Below are 23,526 nucleotides of genomic sequence, written 5' to 3'. Positions count from 1 at the left end.
GAAAACATGGACATTCGCCGCGACGTCAAGATCAAGAGCTGGGACGGAACCTGGGATTACAGCCCCAAGGTCCTGGTGACGCCGAACACTGTCGAAGATCTGGTCGAGATCATCACCGACAAGGAGCGCTTCCCGTCGCCGGTGCGCCCGGCCGGCTCCATGCACTCCACCGCCCGCATGAACGGCGACGAAGGCACCATGGTCGACATGAAGGCCATGAACCGCATCATCGAGATCGGCAAGGAGACCGTCACCGTCGAGCCCGGCATCTCCTTCCAGCCGCTGGCCCTGGAGCTGAAGAAGCACGGGCTGCAATTTCACATCATGACCGAGATCGGCAATGTGACCCTCGGCGCCATGGCCACAGCCGCCACCAAGGATTCTTCCTTTCCCGGCGAGCTCGGTCAGATCTCCTCCTACGTCACCGCCATGCGCTATGTGACGCCGAAAGGCGAGATCCGCTCCATCAACGAGAAGGACGATCCGCACGAGATGTTCCTGATGCGCTCGAGCTACGGCCTGCTCGGCATCGTCTTCGAGCTCACCATCCGCGTCCGCCCGACCAAGGCGCTGTGGCTGCGCCACCGCAACGTTTCTCTGCAGGAATTCCGCGAGCGCTTTCCCCAGTACAAGGCCGATGGCTGCGCGGTGATGTATTACATCTTCCCCTACGACAAGCGCGTCGTGGTGGAGCTGAAGAAAGACAATCCCGACGAGACGCCGAAACAGGAATATCGCTGGAAATACCGCAACCGCTTCTGGCGCAAATACGATCCGCTGATCACCCGCAAGATCGAGGAATGGGCGCCCAATCAGAAGGTCCGCGCCTTTCTCGACAGCGTGCATTTCGGCCTGATCCGTCTCGGGCTCTCCCGCCTGGTCGGCGGCGACAAGACCTGGCCCCACGCCCAGATCATCAACTATCCGCGCGATCCCGGGCTGAACCGCTACATCTTCTCCATGTGGGCTTTCCCGCAGGAAGGCTTCTTCGACATCCTCGATGCCTATTGCGACTTCCTGATCGAATACGAGAAGAAGACCGGCTACCGCACCAACCTGCCGAGCGTCGGCTATTCCATCGCCCAGGACCGCAACGCGCTCTTCTCCTATTGCTGGAACGGGCCGAGCCTGAGCATCGATCCGGCCTCCACCGGCGGCAAGGCCTGGGAAGAATTCCTGAAAGTTTACAACGTCTTCTGCAGCGAGCATGGCGGCACGCCGCTGTTCAATCAGACGCCGTTCCTGACTCACGATCAGGTGCATAAGGCGTTCGGCGAAGAACGCATCGCCGAGTTCAAAGCCGCCCGCCAGGCCGCCGATCCCGACGACCGCCTGATGGACGACTATTTCCGCGATCTGCTTTAAGTCTGGGCCTCAATGGTTCGAGACGCGCTTGGCGTTCCGCCAAGCGCCCTCACCATGAGGAGCGACACAGCCGCTAACCTCTCTCCTCATCCTGAGGGCGAGCGCAGCTCGCGTCTCGAAGGGTGAAGGCCCGAGCGTTGCCAAGGACTCCCATGCCCGGGCACGCGCTCGCGCTTCCGCGAATTGCTTTAGGGCGACGCCTTGGGTGGGGCCCCGTCCCTCAGCGAATCCTTCCGTCGTCATGCCCGGACGCGCTCAAGTAGCGCGAAGCGCGGTAGCGCAAAAAGGTCTCGGGCATCCACGCCGTTACCTCTCGGCGCGGTCAGCGGTTCATCGTGAGGACGGGCGCAAGCGGCACGGCAATGGCATGGACCCTCGGGTCAAGCCCGAGGGTGACGAATGATCGTGGAGAGGTGCCGAACATCACAACATCGGATTTCGGCGAGCAAAGCGCGTCATCACCGGGCTTGTCCCGGTGATCCACGAACACCGGCCGAGGTTAACTCACCCAGTCGGTGGTCATGGATCCCCGGCACAAGGCCGGGCATGACACATGATTGATAGGCCGACCTCTCCCTACCCCATCGCCTTGATGAAAGCGCGGATCATGGCGAAACCGATGGCGTGCGGCATGGCACGCGCAAATTTGAGGAACAGCGCCACCTGGATCGGGAAGGCGATCTCGTAGGGGCGCCGGTCGAGCCGCTTCAGGATCTGCTTGGCGCAGCGCTGTGGGCTCATCACGAAATGCTTCTTGCCCTTGTAGGACGCATTGAGATTGGTGTTCACGAAGCCGGGGCTGACCAGGGTGAGATCGACGCCGGTCCCCTTCAATTCCAGCTTCAGGCTCTCGGCGAGATTGATCACCGCCGCCTTGCTGGCGCCGTAGCCGCCATTCCCCGGCCAGCCGGAATAGCCGAACAGCGATCCCATCAGCGTCACATGGCCGGACCGTCGCGCCAGCATGGCGGGCAGCACCGCGGCGATGGTGTTCATCAGCCCGGTGACGTTCAGCTCCATCGTGTCGGCGAAGCCTTCCAGATCGATCGCATGCACGTCGAACGGCTCGTACATGCCGGCCCCGGCGATCATCAGATCAATAGGTCCGAGCTCGGCTTCGATCTTTTCGACGCAGCGTTTCAACTCGGCCGGATCGCGCATATCCGCCGGATAGGCGGTGATATTGGCATGTGCCTCAGCGAGCTCGGTGAGCCGCTCCGAGGGGCGCGCCGTCGCGGCGATCTTAACGCCGCTTGCCGCCAATCGCTGGGCAAGCTCGCCGCAAATCGCGCCGCTCGCGCCCGTGATCCACGCAACTTTCCAGCTCTTCTCGGCCAAGGCTCAAGCCCCCCTCAATCCTCGAAAGGATCATGCACCAAAATGGTGTCCTCTCGGTCCGGGCTGGTCGAGACAAGCGCCACCGGCACCTCGATCAGCTCCTCCAACCGTTTGACATATTTGATGCATTTTGCCGGCAGCTCCGCCCAGGAGCGCGCGCCCTGGGTGGTTTCCGTCCACCCTTCGATGGTCTCGTAGATCGGCTCGACCCGCAGCTGCGCCGCCTGCCCTGCCGGCAGATGGTCGACCACCTCGCCGTCCAGCCGGTAGCCGGTGCAAACCTTCAGCTCGGGCAAGCCGTCCAGCACGTCGAGTTTGGTCAGCGCGATCCCGTCGATACCGCCGACCTTGGCCGCCTGACGCACCAGACAGGCATCGAACCAGCCGCAGCGCCGCGCCCGGCCCGTCACCGTGCCGAACTCGTGCCCGCGCTCGCCGAGCAGCTTGCCGGTCTCGTCGGTCAGCTCGGTCGGGAACGGCCCGCTGCCCACCCGCGTGGTGTAGGCCTTGGTGATGCCGAGCACGTAGTTGATCGAGCTCGGTCCGACGCCGGAGCCGGTCGCGGCCTGGGCAGCGACGGTGTTGGACGAGGTGACGAAGGGATAGGTGCCGTGGTCGATATCCAGCAGCGTGCCTTGCGCGCCCTCGAACAGGATGCGCTTTCCGGTCCGGCGCTCATTGTCCAGCAGCGCCCACACCGTATCGATATAGGGAAGGATGCGGTCTGCGATCCCGGTCAGCTGATTGCACAGCTCGTCGGTATTGATCTCGTCTTGGCCGAGCCCGCGGCGCAGCGGATTGTGATGCGCCAGCACCCGCTCGATCTTCGGCTTCAGCGCGCTGAGATCCTGCAGATCCATGACCCGGATCGCGCGCCGCCCGACCTTATCCTCGTAAGCCGGACCGATGCCCCGCTTGGTGGTGCCGATCTTGCCGGCGCCGGCGGCTGCCTCGCGGAACGCATCAAGCTCCCGGTGCAGCGGCAGAATCAGCGTGGCGTTCTCCGCCAGACGCAAATTCTCCCGCGAGATCGCAACGCCCTGGTCCTTAAGCTTGTCGATCTCCTCGGCCAGCGCCCATGGGTCGACGACCACGCCATTGCCGATCACCGACAGCTTGCTGGAACGGACGACGCCGGAGGGAAGTAGCGAGAGCTTGTAGGTCACCCCGTCGATCACCAGCGTATGACCGGCGTTATGTCCGCCCTGGAACCGCACCACCACATCGGCACGCTCCGAGAGCCAATCGACGATCTTGCCCTTGCCTTCGTCGCCCCATTGCGAGCCGACGACCACCACATTGGCCACTTTTTCTGCCTCCGGCTGACACCAAAACGGCCCCGCAGGTCCCGGGGCCGTGACGCGTTATAGCGCGTGGCCGGATCAGATGCGAGTGCGCTCATTGGAGCAGCGGGCGGACCCGCCGTCGCATGCGGCGCAGGAGCGGCGTAAGGGTGCGACAAATTGTCAAGCGAAGGCCCGCGCGCGGAACGGGCCGAACCCCGCCACGCTTCCCTTTATACGGGTGTCTTGGGGACGCCCGGCAAGCTAGGGAGAAGACCGATGCTCAAAAAACTGATGATTGGACTTGCCTCCGCAGCGGTCCTGACCGGCGCGGCCGCAACACCGGCCCTGGCGGTCATTCCGCACTGCATGGAAGCGCCGAATCCCGACACCTGCCCCTATGGCGGCGCGCCGACGGTGACGCAGAAGCAGACCCATCTCTTCGACCGGTTCTACCAACGCCACCACCAAGCGCCTGCCGAGCAAAGCTAGGCAAACGAGGCGGAGCCATTACGCCGCTTTGGCGAGGCTCCGCTTGGCCTCGGCGAAGGCCCATTCCAACCACGGCATCAAAAGCTCGACGTCGCTCTTCTCTACCGTCGCCCCACACCAGATGCGCAAGCCGGGCGGTGCGGTCCGATAGGCGGCGATATCCTTGGCAACGTTCTCCGTATCCAGCAGCGCCGCCATCTCCTTCGGCAACGCCGCCTGCTGTTCGGCCGGCAAGGCCAGCACGTCCGGATCGACAAGCTTCAGGCAAACGCCGGTATTGGAGCGCGTCGCCGGATCGACAGCCAGGAAATCCACCCAAGGCGTCTCTTCGGCCCAGGCGGCAATCACGCCGGCATTGGCATCGCTCCGCGCCATGGTGGCCGCGTAACCGCCGATGCTCTCCACCCAGGAAAGTGCATCGAGATAATCCTCGATGCACAGCAGCGACGGGGTGTTGATCGGCGAGCCCTCGAAGATCTCCTTCATCAGGACGCCGTCTTGCGTGAGGCGGAAGATCTTCGGCAGCGGCCAAGGCGGCGTATAGCTCTCAAGCCGCTCCACCGCCCGCGGCGACAAGATCAGCATGCCGTGCGCCGCTTCGCCCCCAAGCACCTTCTGCCAGGAATAGGTGGCGACATCGATCTTCGACCAGTCGATCTCCTGCGCGAAGATTGCCGAGGTCGCATCGACGATGGTCAGCCCTTCGCGGTCGTCGGGAATCCAGTCGCCATTCGGCACCCGCACGCCGGAGGTGGTGCCGTTCCAGGCGAACACCACATCGCGGGTGAAATCCACCTGAGAGAGGTCCGGCAGCTCGCCATAGGGCGCCAGAATGGAGCGCACCTGGTTCAGCTTGAGCTGCTCCACGATATCGGTGACCCAATCGGCGCTGAACGCCTCCCAGGCCAACACGTCGACGCCGCGCGGCCCCAGCAGCGACCACATCGCCATCTCCATGGCGCCGGTATCGGAGGCCGGCACCATGCCGATCAGATAATCGTCGGGAAGCTGCAAGACCTCGCGGCTCTTCTCCAGCGCCAGCTGCATCTTGGCATGGGCGACATTGGAGCGGTGATTGCGGCCCAGCGCAGCCCCGGCGAGGAATTCCAACGACCAGCCCGGATGCTTGGTGCAGGGGCCGGAGGAAAAACGCGGATTGGCCGGACGCCGTGTCGGCTTAGCGGTCATGGCACATGCCTCACTCTAAAATGAAATCGTGGGGCATCAGCGGGCCCGTCGGTCCAATCGCCATATATGCGACATGATAAGTCCGTCAAGCGTCATCGGGCGCGGCGCGACGAACGGCAAGCTTCAACCCGCCGCAAACGCAAAAACCGCCCGTCGTTTGGACGACAGGCGGTCTTGGATTTTCTGGCGGCTCTTTAAGAGCCTCGCGCTTATTTGAAAGCGACAGGCATCGCCACCGGCTGATCGCAGCAGCCGCCGAATTTGTAGCGGACACCGAGCATCAGATCGTGGGAATGGACATCCTCGAACTTCAGCCCCTCGGCCACGCCGCCGCTGCCGTCATAGGCGCGGATATTGCCGCTCATGGCCTCGCCCAGATCCAGGTAGCGATAGGCCAGGTCCAGGGTCACACGGTTGTTGACCTGATAGCCGAGACCGGCAGTGACGGACCAGGCGAAGTTGCCTTCCCGGTGGCCGTCGCCGTAAGCAACGCCGAGATTGGGCGTGTTAATGTCGGAGAAGTCGTCGATGTAGTTGGCCGCATAGCCGATACCGGCGCCGACATAGGGCTTAAAGCCGTTCCAGCAGAACACATCCCAATAGAGGCTGTTCATCCAGACCCAGGACTTCATCGTCGCCTGGTACTGATTGGTGCCGGAGAAGCCGGGCCCGACATAGCGGTCCAGACCGTGGAAAGTCGACTTGCTGCGATATTCCCAGGTGGTGTCGAAGCGCAGCCAGTTGTTGAACTTCCAGCCGACACCGAGGCCGCCGAAGCCCGACGACTCATAGCCCAGATCGAAGAAGGTGAAGTCGGCAGTGTCGAAGGCCGGGTTGCTGATCCGGTCCAGATCGTAATTGGTGGTGCCGAGGAAACCCCGGAAATACCAGCCCGTGTCGTCGGTGCAGCAATCGTCGACCACCGGCATCATCGGCGGCGGTGCTTCCATGGCCATAGGCGGCGGAGGCGGCAGGCCCAAATCGGCTGCCTGAGCGCCGGCGGTCTGGCACGCGACAAAAGCCAACGCAGCAAATACCAAGCGTGTGTTTCGCATGATCGTCCCCTTTTTCTCCAGCCAAAGCTCCCCAACGGAGCGGGTGCGTTCTCAGCTGTCTCAAAACGGGACTATGCGGCGGAATGGTTAATGGAGATCTAATAGAGATTTCGTTTTGAAACTCTTGCAGCACCAAAAACAAAAGGTCCCGGCCGTTAGGCCGGAACCTTGGTAAGAATCCATTAAACACTTGGAAAGGATTCGTTAACGACTAGCCGCCTGCTTGGCGGATCGCCGGATTGCGGCCCTAAGCCGCTGTTTTCAGCACCTGAATCAGGTCGGAGACGACGCTCTGCACCAGCCCGGCATCGGCGCCCTCGCCCATCACCCGGATCACCGGCTCGGTGCCCGAGGCGCGCACCACGAGACGCCCGGTCTTGCCCAGCTTCTCATTGGCTTCCTTGATCGCCCGCTCCACCGTGACATTGTCGAGCGGCGAGATGGCGCCGGAATATTCCACATTCTCCAGGATCTGCGGCAGCGGCTCGAACCGCTCGCAGACTTCGCTCACCGGCTTCTTGCTCTGGCACACCACGGCCAGGATCTGCAGCGCGGTGACCAGCCCATCGCCCGTGGTGGAGAAATCCGACAAGATCATATGGCCCGACTGCTCGCCGCCGACATTATAGCCGTGGCGGCGCATATGCTCCGAGACGTAGCGGTCGCCCACCGGGGTGCGCTCCACTGTGAGCCCAAGCGCTTCCAGATGCTTCTGCAGGCCGAGATTGGACATCACCGTGGTGACGATGCCGCCGCCGGCGAGCCGCCCGCGCTTCAGCCAGGATTCGGCGATCACCGCCATCAGCTGATCGCCGTCGACCACCTTGCCGGTCTCGTCGATGATCAGCACCCGGTCCGCATCGCCGTCCAGGGCGATCCCGATATCGGCGCGCACCTCGCGCACCTTATCGGCCAACGCCTCGGGCGAAGTGGAGCCGCATTCCTTGTTGATGTTGAGGCCGTTCGGCTCCACGCCGATCTGCACCACCTCGGCCCCGAGCTCCCAGAGCGCCGCGGGCGCCACCTTGTAGCCGGCACCATTGGCGCAATCGATCACCACGCGCAGCCCGTCGAAACGCAGATTGCGCGGCAAGGTGCGCTTGGCGAATTCGATATAGCGCTCCGAGGCGCTGTCGATGCGGGTCGCCCGGCCGATCATCTCCGGCGGCGCCAGAAGCGGAGACATATCCCCATCCATCAGCGCCTCGATCTCGCTCTCCACCTCGTCGGAGAGCTTATAGCCGTCGGGCCCGAACAGCTTGATGCCGTTATCGTTGAACGGATTGTGGGAGGCGGAGATCATCACCCCGAGATCGGCACGCAAGGAGCGGGTCAGCATCGCCACCGCCGGGGTCGGCATCGGACCGAGCAGGAACACGTCCATGCCCACCGCGGTGAAGCCGGAGACCAGCGCCGATTCGATCATATAGCCGGATAGCCGGGTATCCTTCCCGATCACCACGCGGTGCCGGTAATTGCCGTTGGTGAACAGCTTCCCCGCCGCCATGCCGACGCGAAGTGCCACTTCCGATGTCATAGGATAGCTGTTGGCGCTGCCCCGAATACCATCGGTGCCGAAATAGTTGCGAGCCATGTCGCCCCCCGTCTCGTTCCCGTGTCTGTCCCTCTGGGATTTGTTCGTTTTCGCCACGTTATTGCGACTCACTGCAGTTGTGGCGCTGAACTGCGCCGATTATGCGCCGGAAACGCGCAGTATGCGTTCAAATCATGTAAGCAACCGTTACAGAGCTAGCAGCCTGTAACATTGGCGCTTTTCGTTGGTTTTCGGGGTTTCGGAGGCGCTTCAGGCGTTTTCGTCCGGCCCATAGACCGCGCCGCGCCAGACCTCCAGCGATTGCTTGGCGCCGGCCACGTCATGCACCCGCAAGATTTGCGCCCCTTGCGAGACGGCGGCGATTCCCGCCGCTTGCGATCCGGGCTCCCGCCGCTTCGGCGTGGTCTCGCCCGAGACGCCGTGAATGAACTTCTTGCGCGAAGCGCCGATCAACAGCGGCACGCCGAGCCCGTGGAACAGGCTGACATGGGAGAGCAGCTCAAGATTATGCTCGATGGTCTTGCCGAAACCGATGCCAAGATCGGCGATGATCTTCTCCCGCGGAATGCCGGCCTCCATGGCAACGCCGATACGCGCCGCCAGATAGTCGTAAACCTCCAGCACCACGTCGTCATAGGACGGGTTGTGCTGCATGGTCTTGGGCTCGCCCTGGGCATGCATCAAGACGACCTCGAGTCCCAGCTCGGCGGCGGTGGCAAGACTGTCGGCATCGAACGTCAGCGCGGAGACGTCGTTGAAGATCGTCGCCCCCTTCTCCGCCGCCGCCCGCGCCACATCGGCTTTGCGCGTATCGATGGAGATCGCCGCCTTGATGCCGCGAAGCTCGGCCACCACCGGGACCACGCGGGAGAGCTCGTCCTCCCCCGGCACGGTCTCGGCCCCCGGACGGGTCGATTCGCCGCCGATATCGATGATCTCGGCTCCTGCCTGCACCAACGACGCGGCATGCGCCACGGCGCCCTCGGTCTCGTCGTAGAGCCCGCCATCGGAAAAGCTGTCCGGGGTCACGTTGACGATGCCCATCAGCACCGGCCGGCCGTCGGCGAGCCGCGTTTCCGGCAGCCCGGCGATCGCCCCGCGCGGCCCCGTCACCTGCGCCAGCAACGCCGCCAGATCGCCGTCATCGCTTTGCGCGAGCTCCGAAGCACTGAGCAGCCGCCGGTTGGCATCGCCCGGCCCCCCCTCGATCAGCTCGGCAAGGGTGAAGGCCGCCGGCCCGCCGGCAAGCGGCAAGGCGGCTCCATCGGCAATCGCGGTAACGGCGCGGCTTCCATAAAGAAAGCCCAGCGGCCGGAGATAGAGATTTGGCATAGGTGCGCTACTTTAGTTCACTCGGGGAGACACGGAAGACGCCTTTGATTTGAAGCGGATTGCAGACGCAGATTTGGCAGTGAGCTTTGTCGCGAAATCCGGCACTTGGGTAAATCGGCTCTCCTTCAATAAAGAACCCCCTGACAGTGTCGACTGCAGGTTCCTCGCTTTCTAAGCGAATGTTGTGGAATTGCTGAATGACGGCACAGTCGAGTCGTCGAAAAAGTGAGTCTTCTCCACCGCTATTGGTGGGCATGGAGACGCCGCCCACTTCGCATAATCGCTCAAACGTTTTGTAGGCGGCCTTCAGCTGCGCAATACCGGCTTCCGATGCCAGGTCGAGACACAGCCCTAAGTCGACAACGGCACCGACGACCGCCGGCTTACGAATATCCGATCCCTTGCGTTTGCTGACTTCGTTGGCAAAGGACAGTGCCCGGCGCGGATTGCTCTCCCAAAAATAGATTCCCGGGCCGAGCCAATCATAATCGTTTTCGCTCGCACGAAAGGCAGACCCGCCTAAAAGGCGCTCTGCAACGCTTTCGTCGCAACCATGATATCCGAGAATGAAGCTGGTACTGAGCCGATGCACCTAGCGATAGTGTTTGGTTAGACGGCCCTTAGCAGTGACCATGCCCATAGCTTGAAGTGCCTCTAAAGCCAGTTCTTTGCTCTTCGCATGCTTTTCGAGATAGGCACGCGCCGCAGCCTTGAATTGCACAACATCCCGCTTTGAGGACAAGTAGCGCTTCCCCCCTGTACGGTCCAAGCTTGTACCGTTCTTGGCTGCTCTAGAGAGCGTCTTGTTGGCCATATCGAGTCCTGCGGCGTTGAGTTGATGGCTCCAAACTTAGACCAGATCGCTTACGACGGGAATAAGCTCGGAGCCATCCAGCATTCTTAAGTCTGCGGCTGAGGCTCCATGCCGCCGGTGCCCGGCTCCGGCCCCTTTTTCTTCTTGCCGCGCCCGGCGGCGGGAACCGCGGAACCGGAGGCCGGCTTGGACGGCACATCGTCGGAGAAGTCGCGCTGCGGCGGCTTGCCGTTCAAGAGATCTTTGATCTCCTCGCCGCTCAGCGTCTCGTATTCCAGCAAGCCCTTGGCGATGGTGTGCAGATCGTCGAGATTCTCGTCGATGATCTTGCGCGCACGCTCATGCGCCTCGTCCACGAAACGGTGGATCTCCTCATCGACCTGAGCCTGGGTCTCGTCTGAGAGGTTCTGCTGTCGCGCCACGGAATGGCCGAGGAACACCTCCTCCTCGTTCTCGCCATAGGCGAGCGGCCCCAGCTTATCGGACATGCCGAACTGGGTGACCATGGCCCGAGCCAGATTGGTCGCCATCTTGATGTCGGACGACGCACCCGAGGTGACCTTGTCGTAGCCGAAGATCACCTCCTCGGCGACGCGCCCGCCCATGGAGACGGTGAGGTCGGCCATCAGCTTGCCGCGGGTATGGGAAAGGACATCCCGCTCCGGCAGGCGCATGACCATGCCCAGCGCACGGCCGCGCGGAATGATGGTCGCCTTGTGCACCGGGTCGGAGAACGGCTGATGCAACGCCACCAGGGCGTGGCCGCCCTCGTGATAGGCGGTCAGCATCTTCTCCTCGTCCGTCATCACCATAGAACGCCGCTCGGCGCCCATCAGCACCTTATCCTTGGCGTCCTCAAGCTCGCCCTGCGTGACCAGCCGCTTGGAGCGGCGGGCCGCCAGCAGGGCCGCCTCGTTGACCAGATTGGCGAGGTCCGCACCGGAGAAGCCCGGCGTGCCGCGGGCGATCACCCGCAGGTCGACATTCGGCGCCAGCGGCACCTTGCGGACATGCACGCCGAGGATCTTCTCGCGACCGACAATGTCGGGACGCGGCACCACCACCTGGCGGTCGAAACGGCCGGGGCGCAGCAGCGCCGGATCCAGCACGTCGGGCCGGTTGGTGGCGGCGATCAGGATGATGCCTTCATTGGCCTCGAACCCGTCCATCTCCACCAGGAGCTGGTTCAGGGTCTGCTCGCGCTCGTCATTGCCGCCGCCGAGACCGGCGCCGCGATGACGGCCGACCGCGTCGATCTCGTCGATGAAGATGATGCACGGCGCATTCTTCTTCGCCTGATCGAACATGTCGCGGACGCGGCTCGCGCCGACACCGACGAACATCTCCACGAAATCGGAACCCGAGATGGTGAAGAACGGCACATTGGCCTCGCCGGCAACCGCCCGCGCCAGCAGCGTCTTACCCGTGCCCGGAGGGCCGACGAGCAGCGCGCCGCGCGGAATGCGTCCGCCGAGCCGCTGGAATTTCTGCGGATCGCGCAGGAACTCCACGATCTCCTGCAGATCTTCCTTCGCTTCGCCCACGCCGGCGACATCCTCGAAGGTGACGCGGCCATGGCGCTCGGTCAGGAGCTTGGCCTTCGACTTGCCGAAGCCCATGGCCCGGCCGCCGCCGGACTGCATCTGGCGCATGAAGAAGATCCACACCGCGATCAGAAGCAGCATGGGGAACCAGGAGACCAGCACGCCCATCAGCGAGGGCACATCCTCGTCCGACGGCTTGGCGGTGATCTTCACGTCCTTCTGGTAGAGACGCTCGACCAGGCCCGGATCGTTCGGCGCGTAGGTCTGGAACGTCCGCCCGTCCGAATAATGGCCGGAGATCTGGTTGCCCGCGATGGTCACGTCCTGCACAGCGCCGTTATCCACGTCGCTCAGGAGCTGCGAGAAGCTGATCTCGCTGCCGCTGACATGACTGCTTGGGTTTTGAAACAGGTTGAACAGGGCAATCAGCAGAAGACCGATAAAGACCCAGATTGCGAAGTTTCGGAAGTTCGAATTCATCGATTGCCCTACTTACGAAAGATCTATGGCGACGTTCTTATCGGTGCGGCCTGGAGCCCAGTGCCGCAACCGTGGCTTGTACCGGCAGTTTGCAGATATGCCGCGCGCCCATAAAGAACTTTGCTAACCATGCGTTAAGATAGGAACCGAGGGTTCCTTTGCCAAGTAAACTCCAAGCCCAACCCTAATGCAAAGAGGTGCACGCTTTCTCAACGCGGCGGTTGCGCGAAAGTTTGAGGGATTTCCACCAATTCGGCGCGCCGAACCGGCCCGTGCACGAAACGGGCGGTGAAAAACGGTGCTTTTTGGCCGTCTGGCGGCTCCAAGCCGATGCATGACACCGATACCAGCCGCCGATTGCGCCAGCATGATGGCAGCGCCGCGCCCGCCGCCCGCGGCAGTGCACCCAGCCAGGGGCACGCCTCTTGTGCGGCAAGAAGTCCGTCCTTACCCAGCGCGCGCACCTCGACCGGCCGTTTGGCCTCGCTGCCCAGCCCGACATAGAAGCGATTGTCCCATAACGCGGTATCGCCCGGCCGCAGCTGGATCACCGGCAGGCCGGGCCGGCGGATTTCCCGGAATAGCCGCAAATCCTCCTGCTTCGGCGCCAGGCGGCAGCCGCCAAGCGTGCGGGTCTTGCCCGGCTCCGCTTTCAGAGCGGCAAGTAGCGCCTCCAGCTTGGAAAGCTGCACCGGCCGCTCCTGCCCCCCGATCATGGCGATCAGCCGCGAGAGCGCCCGCAAGGCGACCTCCTCCGGCGCATCGCGCAAGGCGGCAAAGGAGAGCGCCGCAAACCCCGCCGCGCCGGCTTGCGGATCGATGCGCAGATGATCGGCGAGAAACCGGCCGGTCTCCGCCTCCAGCGCATCGCGCGCCCGCGCCAGGCGCCGCGCCGTCCGCCCCAGCGCCTCCGGCGTCAGCCCGAGTGCCGCCAAAGCACGCCCCTGTTGCCGTAAATCCACCCGCTCGAACCGGCTGTCCTGGTTGGAGGCATCTTCCGCCCAGACGATGCCCGCCTCTCGCAGCGTCGCCTGCAGCCGCGCCTTGGGGAGATCGAGCAAGGGGCGGCGAATCGTAATCCCCGCCCAATCGCCTTGCGCCGGGATCGCCGCGAGTCCGTCCAGCCCGCTGCCGCGCCTCAGCCGCATCAGCACCGTCTCGGCCTGATCGTCCAGGTGATGGGCGGTGAGCAGCGCCGGAATGCCGTTGTCATGGCAGAAGCCGGCCATCAGCCGGTAGCGCGCCTGCCGCGCCCGCTCCTGCAGCCCTGGGCCGCCCGCGCTATCGGTCCAGTGCAATGTGCGATGCGGCAGGCCGAGCTTTGCCGCCAGCGCCGCCACCATCGCCGCCTCGCCGGCCGATTCGGGCCTAAGCCCGTGATCGACGGTGAGCACGCTCAGCTCCGGCCCGGCATCGCGCGCCTGCCGCCAGCGATGGACGAGATAAAACAGCGCCAGGCTGTCCGCTCCGCCGGAGACGGCCAGAGCGAGTCGCGGAGAGGCTCTAAGGCCGGCGAACAGCGCTTCCGCCTCATCCCCGCGCACCGGAGAAGACACGCCCGACGTGGCGCCGGAGGGCGCCGAAACGGCGTTTCGGTTGGATGGTGTCGATGTCGTGCTTGGCCGGGCCATGGCTCGGGCAAAGCCCTTCTCGCTCGCGAAAATGCGTCTTACCGAAGACTAATGACGGCAAACCGCCCGGCAAAGCAAGACGGGCGGGCTCCGATCGGCGTCGAGCGAGATAATCGCGGCATCTCCCGGCGAGCCTAGCGGCTGACCATGCCTCTGGTGTTCAGGATGGTCTGCACGCGGCGATTCTGCGACCAGCACGAGATGTTGTCGCAAGTGGCCACGGGACGTTCCTTACCGTAGGAGACGGTCCGCATCCGCGCCGAGTTCACGCCTTGCTGGGTCAGGAAGTTGCGCACCACGACGGCGCGGCGGGATCCGAGCGCGATATTGTATTCGCGCGTTCCCCGCTCATCGGCGTGGCCCTGCAGCGTGATGGAATATTGCGGATACTGATTCAGCCAGCGGGCCTGCTTGCGTAGCGTATCCTGGGCGACCGGCGTGAGGTTGACGCTGTCGGTCTGGAAATGCACCACATCGCCGACATTCTGGGCGAAGTCCTGAGTCGTGCCGGGACGCGCGGAGCTTCCGCCGCTCAGCCCATACTCTTTCGGCTGGCCGTTGCGGGCACAGGCTCCGAGCGCGAATGCCAAAACCAGCACACCGACGATGGCGCCGGCATGCCGCGTAAATTCCCTGATGCGCATGGTGTTATGTACTCCCCACAAACCCCCGGCCCTGAATTAGGAATCGTTAGACCTATATCCTTAACGATTTCCTAGCCATAAGGCGCTGGTGAGGCAGAACTGCGGGGCAGGCCAGAAACGAGGCATAAAAAAAAGACCTGGCTGCCCGGGACGCTACGGCCTAAGCCTGCAGCGTCCCGGCATCCAGATCCATCAGACAGGAATATTCCTGCGAAGATGAAAAATTTCTTTGATCGCGTTAGCGAGCAACTTGCTCGACCACGATTAACTGTCTTCAGCCTACTTCAGCGGCTCGGTGATGACAGCCTTCTCGTGATGATGGAAGCAGCCGCCCAGTGCGACAGCGGCGGTCGCGAGCGTGACTGCGATGATTACAGCCTTCATACCCTGCATGGTCTTCTCTCCTTTGGTTAACCGGCAGTAGCCAGATTTTGGAATACCGGCGTGCCCTCTCCAGATCAAGAACGGACTAGCCGTACCCAACGTTTTGTCGGGTGTTGGTGCGAAAATGCCACGCTGAACTTCGGCCCCCCGCGAGCGGCTATGCTAGCCAATATGGGACAGTGCGCCAAGATGGTTAATGCTAGGTAACCGCTGTCTTATTTTGAGAATTGGCGGTTTTTTTGCCAGCCAAGTGCGCCGGGGCATCCCCGCCGCTCTGAGAGCCCTGGACGGGCCCCTTGCTGGACGCTCAGTTGATCAGCGGCGACCAGGCCGGATCGGAGCCGAAGGACGGCGTGCGCACCGGCCGCTCGTTATAGCCCGTCAGATCCACCGTATAGAGCCTGGGACCGCCTTGCGGGCCAGGCGATTCTCTAAAGAACATCAAGACTCTACCGTTCGGCGCCCAGGTCGGCCCTTCATTGTGGTAGCCCTCGGTGAGGATCCGCTCGCCCGACCCGTCCGGCCGCATCACCCCGATCAGGAAGTGTCCGCCCGCCTGTTTGGTGAAGGCGATCAAATCCCCGCGCGGCGACCAGACAGGCGTTGAATAGCTGCCGTTTCCGGCGCTGATCGCATGCTGGTTGGAGCCGTTGGCATTCATCACGAAAAGCTGCTGGCGCCCGTTCCTGTCCGATGTGAACACGATCTGGCGCCCATCGGGGGAGTAGGACGGCGAGGTATCGATCGCCGGCGTATTGGTGAGTCGGCTCATCTGTCGGCTGCGCAGATCCATGGTGAAGATGTTGGCGGCGCCGTTTTCCTCGCGACTCATGATGATTCGCTGCCCATCGGGAGAGAATCGGGGCGCAAAGCTCATGCCCGGGAAGCTGCCGACGATCTCCTTCTGCCCGGTTTCGATGTTCAGGAGAAACACCTTCGGCATGCCCTCCTCATAGGACATGTAGGTGATTTCCTGGGTCGAGGGAGAGAATCGCGGCGTCACCACCAGGCTTTGCCCAGAGCTCAGCAGGCGGACATTGTGCCCGTCCTGGTCCATGATGGCTAAGCGCTTGATTCGCTTATCCTTCGGGCCCGTCTCGTCGATAAAGACGATGCGGGTGTCGAAATAGCCCTTCTCGCCGGTGATTCGCTCATAGATTGTGTCGGCGATGATATGCCCGATTCGCCTGGCATCCTTCGGCCGGGTGAAGAACTGCTCCCCGGCCAGCTGCTTTCCGGCATAGACGTCCCACAGGCGGAATTCGGCCTCCAGACGGCCGTCGCGCGCGCCCACCCGCCCCACCACCAGCGCCTGGGCGTTAAGCACCTGCCAGTCCTGGAATCGCGGCGCCTGGTCGGTGCTGAGATCGCGCTGGATGAAAGCGGCCGGGTCGATCGGCTTGAACAGACCCGACGAAGCCAGATCGTTGACCACCACATTGGTGATCTCCTGCGCCACCGCCGGATCCATCGAACCGTCGGTCTGGAACGGGGTGATGGCGATCGGCACCGCCTGGATGGTGCCTTGGGTGATGTTGAGCTCAAGCTGGGCATGGGCCGGCGCCGGCAGGCCAGCGGCCGCGGCAAACGTGGCAAGAAGGCAAAGCGGCAACAGGCGCGTGGGATTTGTGCATCTACGCGCGCCGTTGCGGCAAGACGGGACGTGATCGAGTGTCTGCATCGGCTTCAGATCGTGCCTGCTGGTCGTCGGCTGAAGGAATCGCATCATCTTGATGAAATCATCTTGGGAAAAGCTAGCGACTATCCGGCGCGATACATGTCGCTTGGGTCGAAATTGAGGATCAAGTCGCGCCACAGCGAATATTTTTCCAGCGGCAGCACATAAGGCTGACACTGATACACGGCGCGCACGGCACTGTCGGCGGCAGCGCGGAAGAAGGGAGACGGGTTGCTGTTCTCCACCGTCGGATAGCCCACCAAGGTCCCGTCCTCGTTCAGCTTCATGCGCAGCTTGACGATCAACTGGCCAGCGCCGAGCCCGCCAGGCGGCGGATTCCAGCATTGCGCAATACGGGCGCGCAGCGCATCGATCTCATTGGCCGACATATACAGCCCATCGCCGTTGGACTGGCCGTAGACGTTGTCCTGCGCATTCTCCGCCGGCGCATCGAGCGAGGCCTGCTCGCCCCCGTCCGGCACCTTGTTAAGCAGCGCCGCCAGCCGGTCGGTGCTGAAATCGCTGTCAGTGTTCGGTGAAGGCGTGGGGCTGGGCGTGTTGTTCTGGGCCTCAGTCGGCGGCGTCGGACGCCGCAGCGGCGCCGTCGGCGGCGGCTGATCGGAGACCTGCGTCTCGGGTTCGGGAGCAGGCTCCGGCGCAGGCGCTTCCGCCTTCTCTTCCGGCATTGGCGGCACGGCATCGTCCGCCGGCTGCTCGACAGGCTCAGGCTCGGGCACAGGTTCCGGCTCGGCACGCTCCGGCGGCGGAGGCGGGGCCGCGCTTTCTTGCGGCGGCGCCGGCTGATTCACCGCCACCGGCTTCTCCTGTTCCGGCGCGGCGAGCGGCGCATCGCTCTCCTCGTCGAGCTTGCCCGCCTTGATCTCGGTCAACTCGGAAGGCGTCAGCACCTCCACCGGGATCTCCCGGATCTGCGGCGCATCGAGCGGGCTGGAGCCCGGCAGCACCACCAAAATCCAGAGCAGAATCGCGGCGTGCAACGCAGCGGAGATGGCGGTGCTCCTGCCCACAGGTGTCCGGACCTCTTAATTGCAGACGCTAAGGCGCATCTTCGGGCAACATGATCAGCGCCACGCGGCTAAAGCCGGCCCCGTTGATCTTGCCCATAAGCTTCAGCACCGCGCCGTAATCGACGTTCTGATCGCCGCGCACATAAATGCGCGCTTCAGTGTTGTTGTTACTGATAGCTTTGAGTTTTGGCACAATTTCGTCCGGAGACATCTCGGTCTCCTGGAGGAAGATCTTGCCGTCCTGGGTAACGCTGATCTCGAGCGGCGTGTCGTCGCTCTGCATCTGGTTGGCTTCGCCCTTGGGCAGATCGACCGGCACCCCGACGGTGAGCAGCGGCGCGGTGACCATGAAGATGATCAACAGCACCAGCATCACATCCACCATCGGCGTGACGTTGATCTCGCTCATCGGCCGGCTGGCGCGGCGGCGGCGCGCCCGGCTGCCATTGCTCTCCGCCGGCTGAAGGCTCGCCCCCATGGCTCAGCCTCTCTCGATCTGGCGCGAAAGAATGGCGGCGAACTCGTCGGCAAAACCGTCCATGCGCGCCGCGAGCCGCGCCACATCGGTATTGAACTTATTGTAGAAAATCACCGCAGGGATAGCCGCCAGCAGGCCGAGCGCGGTGGCGAACAGCGCCTCGGCGATACCCGGCGCCACCACGGCGAGATTGGTGTTCTTGCTGGCCGCGATCGACTGGAAGGCGGTCATGATGCCCCACACCGTGCCGAACAGGCCGACAAAGGGCGCCGTGGAGCCGACCGTCGCCAGGAAGCTCAAGCGGCTCTCCAGCCGCTCCACTTCGCGGGAGATGGTGACGTCCATCACCTTGTCGATGCGAAGCTGCACCCCGGCGGTGGGCCGGGAGGATTGCTCCAGGCTGCGCTTCCACTCGCGCATCGCCGCGACGAACATCGCCGCCAGCGACACGTTCCGCCGCTGGCTCAGCGCCTGATAGAGCTCGTCCAGCGACTGGCCCGACCAGAACACCTGCTCGAACCGGTCGGTCTCCCGCCGCGTCCTGGCGAACAGGAAGAATTTCTCGATGATAATCGCCCAGCTCCAGACCGAAGCCAGAACCAGCCCGATCATCACCAGCTTGACGATGATATGGGCGTTCCAGAAGAGCGTTACGATCGACAGATCGACATTGACGTCCGGAGTCATTCGGCCCTCTTGAAATTGCCTCCCCCTGCTCTGCTCGCTTGACACAAAACGCGAGGCTTTGGGTGCGCGACGCGTTGACGCGGGACCGCAAAAACCAGTTCGGGCAGGGGAATCACTTAGGCACGCAGCACAATGCACACTGTGCGAGAAATGTGACGCAACTGAAGCAGATTTACCAGAGAACGGCGTCGGTCGGCCGGCCCCGGCAGGCGGATCAGACCTCGATCGCCCCGCTGAACCGGCCCAGCGCCTCGCGGATCAGCTTGCCGATCCGCTGCGGTTTGCCCGAAGGCGAGATCAGCACCACGATGACCTTGGCCCGCGCGACCACCGTCTCGCCGCGCATCACCTCTTGCGCCAGGGTGAGACTGGCCCCGCCGATCTCCTCGCAGGTGGTGACAACTTCCAGCACATCGTCGAGCTTGGCCGGGCGCAAGTAGTCGATCTCGATCCGCCGCACCACGAAGACGGAAGGCTCGCCTTCTTGCGGATTGGCCAGCTCCTGATGATGGATGCCGAGCAGCCGGATGAAATCGGTCCGCCCGCGCTCGATGAACTTCAGATAATTGGCGTGATAGACGATCCCGGCGAAATCGGTGTCTTCGAAATAGACGCGCACGGGGAGGATATGCCGGTCCCCTTCGATACGTCCGGCAAGATCCGGCCAATTGTCAGTCACTGATCCTCACCCTGGTCGAAAAACGCAAATTGCCCTGCCGCCGCGTCCGGCACGGTGAGCCCCAAATGGGCGAAGGCATGCGCCGTGAGAAGCCGCCCGCGCGGGGTGCGGCTGATGAAACCCTGCTGCAGGAGATACGGCTCCACGATCTCCTCCAGCGCATCGCGCGGCTCCGACAGCGCCGCGGAGATGGTCTCGATCCCCACCGGCCCGCCGCCGTAATTCACCGCGATGCAGCGCAAATAACGATGGTCCAGCGCATCCAGCCCTCTGGAGTCCACGTCGAGCTGCAACAGCGCCTTGTCGGCCAGCCCCGCATCGACGGTGGTTGCGCCCTCCACGGCCGCGAAATCCCGCACCCGGCGGAGCAGGCGCCCCGCGACACGCGGCGTGCCCCGCGCCCGCTTGGCGATTTCCTGCGCGCCTTCGGCGGTGAGCGGCAGGCCGAGCAGCCGCGCACCCCGGCGCACGATCTCCTCCAGCTCGGCGGCGGTATAGAACTCAAGCCGGATCGGAATGCCGAACCGGTCGCGAAGCGGCGTGGTTAGCAGCCCGGTCCGCGTCGTCGCCCCGACCAGCGTGAAGCGGGCAAGGTCGATGCGCACCGAACGCGCCGCCGGCCCCTCGCCGATGATCAGATCGAGCTGAAAATCCTCCATCGCCGGATAGAGCACCTCCTCGACCGCCGGGCTCAGGCGATGGATCTCGTCGATGAAGAGGACGTCGCCCTCTTCCAGATTGGTCAGCAGCGCCGCCAAATCGCCAGCCTTGGCGATCACCGGGCCGGAGGTGGCGCGGAAATTCACCTGCAGCTCCTTGGCGACGATCTGGGCCAGCGTCGTCTTGCCGAGGCCGGGAGGCCCTGCGAACAGCACATGGTCCAGCGCCTCGCCCCGGGTCTTCGCCGCCTCGATGAAGATTTTGAGATTGGCGCAAGCCTTGGCCTGGCCGATGAAGTCGCCGAGCGTTTGCGGGCGGAGCGTCGGCTCCGCCTCCTCGTCTTCCGGCCGCTTGGCGGCCGCCAGCATGCGGTCGCTCATTGCGCAAGCTCCTTAAGCCCGAGACGGATCAGCTCCTCCGTCTTCGGCGTCTCGCCGGCTTTCGCCGCGGCAGCCGAGATCGCAGCCGCCGCCTGAGTGTGGTCATAGCCGAGATTGGTGAGCGCCGAAACCGCCTCCTGAACCGGCCGGCCTTGCGGCAGCTCGATCGGCTCAGCCCCGCCAGCGCCGCCTTCGGGCGCAAAGGCCGGCGACAGCGTCGGCATCTTGTCCTTCAGCTCTGCCACGATGCGGCCGGCGACTTTCGGCCCGACGCCGGGCGCGCGGCCCACTTGTGCCTTATCCTGCAGCGAGATGGCATTGGCGAGCTGGTCTGCGGTGAGCACGCCGAGGATGGCGATAGCCACCTTGGCGCCGACCCCTTGCACCGATTGCAGAGCCCGGAACCAGGCCCGCTCATGCTCGGTGGCGAAACCGTAAAGCCGGATCGCGTCCTCCCGCACATGGGTGTCGATGGCAAGGCTCACCACCTCACCGGTCGAGGGAAGCTGCGACAGCGTCCGCGACGAGCAGGTCACCTCATAGCCCACGCCGTTCACATCGACGATCACCGTGGAAACGCCCACCGCGTCCACCTTACCCGTCAGCTTGCCGATCATCGAAGCGCTCCTTGCAGCTCGCCCCGCGTCAGTCGCGCGGTGACCGCGGTGCGGTGATGGGCATGGGTGATGGCGATGGCCAGCGCGTCCGTGGCATGCTCGCTATCGGGCGAGGCTTTCGGCAGCAGATGCCGGATCATCGCTCGCACCTGTTCCTTGCCGCCATGGCCGTTGCCGACCACGCTCTTCTTCACCAGATTGGGGGCGTATTCGGCCACCACGATCCCGGTCAGCGCCGGCACCAGAAGCGCGATACCGCGCGCCTGGCCGAGCTTCAGCGTCGCCCGCGCATCCTTGTTGACGAAGGTCTCTTCCGCCGCCGCCTCATGCGGCGTCCATTCGCGCAACGTGGCGTTCAAACCGTCGAAGAGCTGGCAGAGCCGCACCGACAGATCGTCCCTAGCCTCCGAAGAGACCGTGCCGCTGGCGACATAGCTGAGCCGGGGCCCATCGCTTTCGATGATCCCCCAGCCGGTATGCCGAAGCCCCGGATCGATGCCGATAATGCGGATAACCGCCATTGCGTCCCTCGCGAATCGCTTGAGCCCAGTATAGCGGAATCGCGTGGACGCTTAGCGTTGCGTGCATCAGGCGCAAAGAGCGGAAGGCGTTACGCCCCCATACGCTCCAACACCGCGTCGGAGACCTCGAAATTGGCGAAGACCTGCTGCACGTCGTCGGAATCTTCCAGCGCCTCCAGCATCTTCAACAACGTCTCGCCAGCATTGTCTTCCAGCTCGATATTGTTCTGCGGCCGCCACACCAGCGAAGCGCTCTGCGGCTCGCCAAGCGCCGTCTCCAGCGCGCCGGAAACCTCATGCAGGGACTCCGCCGCGCAATAGATGACATGGCCGTCTTCCGACGACTCCACATCGTCCGCGCCCGCCTCGATCGCCGCTTCCAGCACCGCATCGGCACTGCCGGCTTCCGGCGGATATTCGATCGAGCCGACCCGGTCGAACATGAAGGAAACCGAGCCGGTCTCCCCCAGATTGCCGCCATGCTTGGTGAAGATGGAGCGCACATCGGAGGCGGTGCGATTGCGGTTGTCGGTCAGCGCCTCGACGATCACGCCGACGCCGCCGACGCCGAACCCCTCATAGCGCATCTCTTCGTAATTGGTGCCGTCGTCTTCCTGGCTCTTCTTGATCGCCCGGTCGATATTGTCTTTCGGCATGTTCTGGGCGCGGGCGGCCTGGATGGCGCCGCGCAGCCGCGCGTTCATCGCAGGATCCGGCAGCCCTATCTTCGCCGCCGCAGTGATCTCGCGCGAGAGCTTGGAGAACAGCTTGGAGCGCTTCTTGTCCTGCGCGCCCTTGCGGTACTGGATGTTCTTGAATTTTGAATGGCCGGCCATTCGCTTCCGTCCTAACGATCGATGAAATGTTTTGGAATCGGCCGACTTATAGGCGCCGGGCGCCATAAAATCCAGCCGCGCGGTTTCGCGTTAGGATTCTAATCCGGATCATCCGCTGCATATTCGAGCAGCAGCATTCCAGCTCTATTGCTAAAATCTGGCGCTACCAAACAAGACACGTGCTTGCTGCGGAATGCAGCATTCATCACGTCCGCTTCCGACATGCGAAGACGTGCCACAAGGTGCAGAATACTCCGTTGCCCCTTGTCCTTTCCTACCGCTTTTTCACGCTTTAGGTACGTTTCAAGCTTCTTGCGTTTCCTATAACGCTCGCATCGGTAGACAGCATAGGCCCACACAGCGACAGCTGCTGTGAGGATCGCCGCCCATTGGGACACGACTTCAAGTCCATCGCGGTAGGCCATCTCTCACCTCCCATTTCACAATAGACTGCATTCACCGCATTCATAGCTGGATGATCAGCGAGATATGGATGATGCGAGTTATACGCCGTTAGCCCCGCCTTAACCTTAATCCTTCGACAATCGGCGGATTCGGGGCAGCGAGAGCCGCCCGGGAACCCGTTCGTGTCTGTTCAGTGAAAGGGGCGGCTATGTCACGCCAGAATCAAGCCACCGCAATTTACGCCGAAGCAACTTCCGAAAAGCCGGTGCTCAGCCTTTCGGGTCTTTGCAACGACGCGGCGGATCATGTCGCCCGGGCCCGCACCGCACTCGATCTCGAAGCGGCCGATCCCGATATGGCCATGGCCCATCTCGACAATGCCATCGGCTGCCTAAAAGCCATGGTCGCCGAAAGCAAGGCGATCCTGCGCGGCGCTTAGGCTCGCGCCCGCA

General features: G+C 63.4%; 24 protein-coding genes. 3 read left to right on the top strand and 21 right to left on the bottom strand.

The window, feature by feature from the left end; genetic code table 11:
• Positions 1-6: 6 nt before the first annotated feature.
• Positions 7-1,365 (top strand): FAD-binding protein, encoded by a 1,359-nt coding sequence (locus HT051_RS04910; protein WP_174540997.1) that lies wholly within the window; start codon positions 7-9, stop codon positions 1,363-1,365.
• A 576-nt stretch (positions 1,366-1,941) separates the two neighbouring features.
• On the opposite strand, the gene HT051_RS04905 is transcribed toward HT051_RS04910, so the two are convergent.
• Entirely contained in the window at positions 1,942-2,703 is a 762-nt protein-coding gene (locus HT051_RS04905; RefSeq protein ID WP_174540996.1) for an SDR family oxidoreductase, read from the bottom strand.
• 14 nt (positions 2,704-2,717) lie between these two features.
• Positions 2,718-4,010 (bottom strand): adenylosuccinate synthase, encoded by a 1,293-nt coding sequence (locus tag HT051_RS04900; RefSeq protein ID WP_174540995.1) that lies wholly within the window; start codon positions 4,008-4,010, stop codon positions 2,718-2,720.
• A gap of 255 nt (positions 4,011-4,265) precedes the next feature.
• Between HT051_RS04900 and HT051_RS04895 the strand changes: the two genes are divergently transcribed.
• On the top strand, positions 4,266-4,478 hold the full coding sequence (locus tag HT051_RS04895) for a hypothetical protein (protein ID WP_174540994.1): 213 nt from the start codon (positions 4,266-4,268) through the stop codon (positions 4,476-4,478).
• Between the two features lie 18 nt (positions 4,479-4,496).
• Here the strand turns inward: HT051_RS04895 and HT051_RS04890 are convergent, their stop codons facing one another.
• The 19 genes from HT051_RS04890 to HT051_RS04800 form a co-directional block, all read right to left on the bottom strand.
• Positions 4,497-5,666, bottom strand: coding sequence for a phosphoserine transaminase (locus HT051_RS04890; protein WP_174540993.1), 1,170 nt, complete (start codon positions 5,664-5,666; stop codon positions 4,497-4,499).
• 209 nt (positions 5,667-5,875) lie between these two features.
• Positions 5,876-6,616, bottom strand: a complete 741-nt coding sequence (locus HT051_RS04885) for an outer membrane protein (RefSeq protein WP_174540992.1) — start codon at positions 6,614-6,616, stop codon at positions 5,876-5,878.
• Between the two features lie 352 nt (positions 6,617-6,968).
• Positions 6,969-8,315, bottom strand: coding sequence for a phosphoglucosamine mutase (glmM, locus tag HT051_RS04880; RefSeq protein WP_174540991.1), 1,347 nt, complete (start codon positions 8,313-8,315; stop codon positions 6,969-6,971).
• A gap of 210 nt (positions 8,316-8,525) precedes the next feature.
• Positions 8,526-9,608: a dihydropteroate synthase gene (folP, locus tag HT051_RS04875; RefSeq protein ID WP_174540990.1), complete on the bottom strand. Its 1,083-nt coding sequence runs from the start codon at positions 9,606-9,608 to the stop codon at positions 8,526-8,528.
• 7 nt (positions 9,609-9,615) lie between these two features.
• Entirely contained in the window at positions 9,616-10,200 is a 585-nt protein-coding gene (locus HT051_RS04870; protein ID WP_174540989.1) for a hypothetical protein, read from the bottom strand.
• Positions 10,201-10,422, bottom strand: a complete 222-nt coding sequence (locus HT051_RS04865) for a hypothetical protein (RefSeq protein ID WP_174540988.1) — start codon at positions 10,420-10,422, stop codon at positions 10,201-10,203. It abuts the gene before it with no gap.
• 86 nt (positions 10,423-10,508) lie between these two features.
• The gene (gene ftsH, locus HT051_RS04860; protein WP_174540987.1) at positions 10,509-12,446 is read right to left on the bottom strand and encodes an ATP-dependent zinc metalloprotease FtsH; all 1,938 of its coding nucleotides are present in this window, start codon (positions 12,444-12,446) and stop codon (positions 10,509-10,511) included.
• A gap of 209 nt (positions 12,447-12,655) precedes the next feature.
• Positions 12,656-14,002: a tRNA lysidine(34) synthetase TilS gene (tilS, locus tag HT051_RS04855; protein WP_208454387.1), complete on the bottom strand. Its 1,347-nt coding sequence runs from the start codon at positions 14,000-14,002 to the stop codon at positions 12,656-12,658.
• 209 nt (positions 14,003-14,211) lie between these two features.
• Positions 14,212-14,721 carry a peptidoglycan-associated lipoprotein Pal gene (gene pal, locus HT051_RS04850; protein WP_174540985.1) on the bottom strand — a complete coding sequence of 170 codons (510 nt, stop codon included), beginning with the start codon at positions 14,719-14,721 and terminating at the stop codon, positions 14,212-14,214.
• A gap of 691 nt (positions 14,722-15,412) precedes the next feature.
• Positions 15,413-16,786 carry a Tol-Pal system beta propeller repeat protein TolB gene (gene tolB / locus HT051_RS04845; RefSeq protein ID WP_174542871.1) on the bottom strand — a complete coding sequence of 458 codons (1,374 nt, stop codon included), beginning with the start codon at positions 16,784-16,786 and terminating at the stop codon, positions 15,413-15,415.
• Positions 16,787-16,866: 80 nt separating this feature from the next.
• On the bottom strand, positions 16,867-17,811 hold the full coding sequence (locus HT051_RS04840; protein WP_174540984.1) for a hypothetical protein: 945 nt from the start codon (positions 17,809-17,811) through the stop codon (positions 16,867-16,869).
• A gap of 28 nt (positions 17,812-17,839) precedes the next feature.
• Entirely contained in the window at positions 17,840-18,289 is a 450-nt protein-coding gene (gene tolR, locus HT051_RS04835) for a protein TolR (RefSeq protein ID WP_174540983.1), read from the bottom strand.
• 3 nt (positions 18,290-18,292) lie between these two features.
• Positions 18,293-18,976, bottom strand: a complete 684-nt coding sequence (gene tolQ, locus HT051_RS04830; RefSeq protein WP_174540982.1) for a protein TolQ — start codon at positions 18,974-18,976, stop codon at positions 18,293-18,295.
• 214 nt (positions 18,977-19,190) lie between these two features.
• Positions 19,191-19,655, bottom strand: a complete 465-nt coding sequence (gene ybgC, locus HT051_RS04825; protein ID WP_174540981.1) for a tol-pal system-associated acyl-CoA thioesterase — start codon at positions 19,653-19,655, stop codon at positions 19,191-19,193.
• Positions 19,652-20,695, bottom strand: coding sequence for a Holliday junction branch migration DNA helicase RuvB (ruvB, locus tag HT051_RS04820; RefSeq protein ID WP_174540980.1), 1,044 nt, complete (start codon positions 20,693-20,695; stop codon positions 19,652-19,654). The genes ybgC and ruvB overlap by 4 nt, the downstream gene beginning before the upstream one ends.
• Positions 20,692-21,312: a Holliday junction branch migration protein RuvA gene (ruvA, locus tag HT051_RS04815; RefSeq protein WP_174540979.1), complete on the bottom strand. Its 621-nt coding sequence runs from the start codon at positions 21,310-21,312 to the stop codon at positions 20,692-20,694. The genes ruvB and ruvA overlap by 4 nt, the downstream gene beginning before the upstream one ends.
• Positions 21,309-21,833 (bottom strand): crossover junction endodeoxyribonuclease RuvC, encoded by a 525-nt coding sequence (ruvC, locus tag HT051_RS04810; RefSeq protein WP_174540978.1) that lies wholly within the window; start codon positions 21,831-21,833, stop codon positions 21,309-21,311. Before ruvC ends, ruvA begins: the two co-directional genes overlap by 4 nt.
• Positions 21,834-21,922: 89 nt before the next feature.
• The gene (locus HT051_RS04805) at positions 21,923-22,669 is read right to left on the bottom strand and encodes a YebC/PmpR family DNA-binding transcriptional regulator (protein ID WP_174540977.1); all 747 of its coding nucleotides are present in this window, start codon (positions 22,667-22,669) and stop codon (positions 21,923-21,925) included.
• 98 nt (positions 22,670-22,767) lie between these two features.
• Positions 22,768-23,094, bottom strand: coding sequence for a hypothetical protein (locus tag HT051_RS04800; RefSeq protein ID WP_174540976.1), 327 nt, complete (start codon positions 23,092-23,094; stop codon positions 22,768-22,770).
• Between the two features lie 188 nt (positions 23,095-23,282).
• Here HT051_RS04800 and HT051_RS04795 point away from each other — a divergent pair, with 188 nt between their 5' ends.
• Positions 23,283-23,513 carry a hypothetical protein gene (locus HT051_RS04795; RefSeq protein WP_174540975.1) on the top strand — a complete coding sequence of 77 codons (231 nt, stop codon included), beginning with the start codon at positions 23,283-23,285 and terminating at the stop codon, positions 23,511-23,513.
• The last annotated feature ends 13 nt before the right edge of the window (positions 23,514-23,526 follow it).

Source organism: Methyloligella sp. GL2, assembly GCF_013341275.1.
Taxonomy (GTDB): domain Bacteria; phylum Pseudomonadota; class Alphaproteobacteria; order Rhizobiales; family Methyloligellaceae; genus Methyloligella.
This window is presented reverse-complemented; position numbering and strand designations above follow the sequence as displayed.

Coding starts and splice junctions, on each gene's coding strand:
- folP (WP_174540990.1), bottom strand. CDS start 9,608: ATGCCAAATCTCTATCTCCGGCCGCTGGGCTTTCTTTATGGAAGCCGC.
- tolQ (WP_174540982.1), bottom strand. CDS start 18,976: ATGACTCCGGACGTCAATGTCGATCTGTCGATCGTAACGCTCTTCTGG.
- ruvB (WP_174540980.1), bottom strand. CDS start 20,695: ATGAGCGACCGCATGCTGGCGGCCGCCAAGCGGCCGGAAGACGAGGAG.
- HT051_RS04795 (WP_174540975.1), top strand. CDS start 23,283: ATGTCACGCCAGAATCAAGCCACCGCAATTTACGCCGAAGCAACTTCC.
- tolR (WP_174540983.1), bottom strand. CDS start 18,289: ATGGGGGCGAGCCTTCAGCCGGCGGAGAGCAATGGCAGCCGGGCGCGC.
- HT051_RS04805 (WP_174540977.1), bottom strand. CDS start 22,669: ATGGCCGGCCATTCAAAATTCAAGAACATCCAGTACCGCAAGGGCGCG.
- HT051_RS04910 (WP_174540997.1), top strand. CDS start 7: ATGGACATTCGCCGCGACGTCAAGATCAAGAGCTGGGACGGAACCTGG.
- HT051_RS04865 (WP_174540988.1), bottom strand. CDS start 10,422: ATGGCCAACAAGACGCTCTCTAGAGCAGCCAAGAACGGTACAAGCTTG.
- ruvA (WP_174540979.1), bottom strand. CDS start 21,312: ATGATCGGCAAGCTGACGGGTAAGGTGGACGCGGTGGGCGTTTCCACG.
- glmM (WP_174540991.1), bottom strand. CDS start 8,315: ATGGCTCGCAACTATTTCGGCACCGATGGTATTCGGGGCAGCGCCAAC.
- HT051_RS04885 (WP_174540992.1), bottom strand. CDS start 6,616: ATGGAAGCACCGCCGCCGATGATGCCGGTGGTCGACGATTGCTGCACC.
- tolB (WP_174542871.1), bottom strand. CDS start 16,786: ATGCAGACACTCGATCACGTCCCGTCTTGCCGCAACGGCGCGCGTAGA.
- ftsH (WP_174540987.1), bottom strand. CDS start 12,446: ATGAATTCGAACTTCCGAAACTTCGCAATCTGGGTCTTTATCGGTCTT.
- pal (WP_174540985.1), bottom strand. CDS start 14,721: ATGCGCATCAGGGAATTTACGCGGCATGCCGGCGCCATCGTCGGTGTG.
- HT051_RS04895 (WP_174540994.1), top strand. CDS start 4,266: ATGCTCAAAAAACTGATGATTGGACTTGCCTCCGCAGCGGTCCTGACC.
- HT051_RS04800 (WP_174540976.1), bottom strand. CDS start 23,094: ATGGCCTACCGCGATGGACTTGAAGTCGTGTCCCAATGGGCGGCGATC.
- HT051_RS04890 (WP_174540993.1), bottom strand. CDS start 5,666: ATGACCGCTAAGCCGACACGGCGTCCGGCCAATCCGCGTTTTTCCTCC.
- ruvC (WP_174540978.1), bottom strand. CDS start 21,833: ATGGCGGTTATCCGCATTATCGGCATCGATCCGGGGCTTCGGCATACC.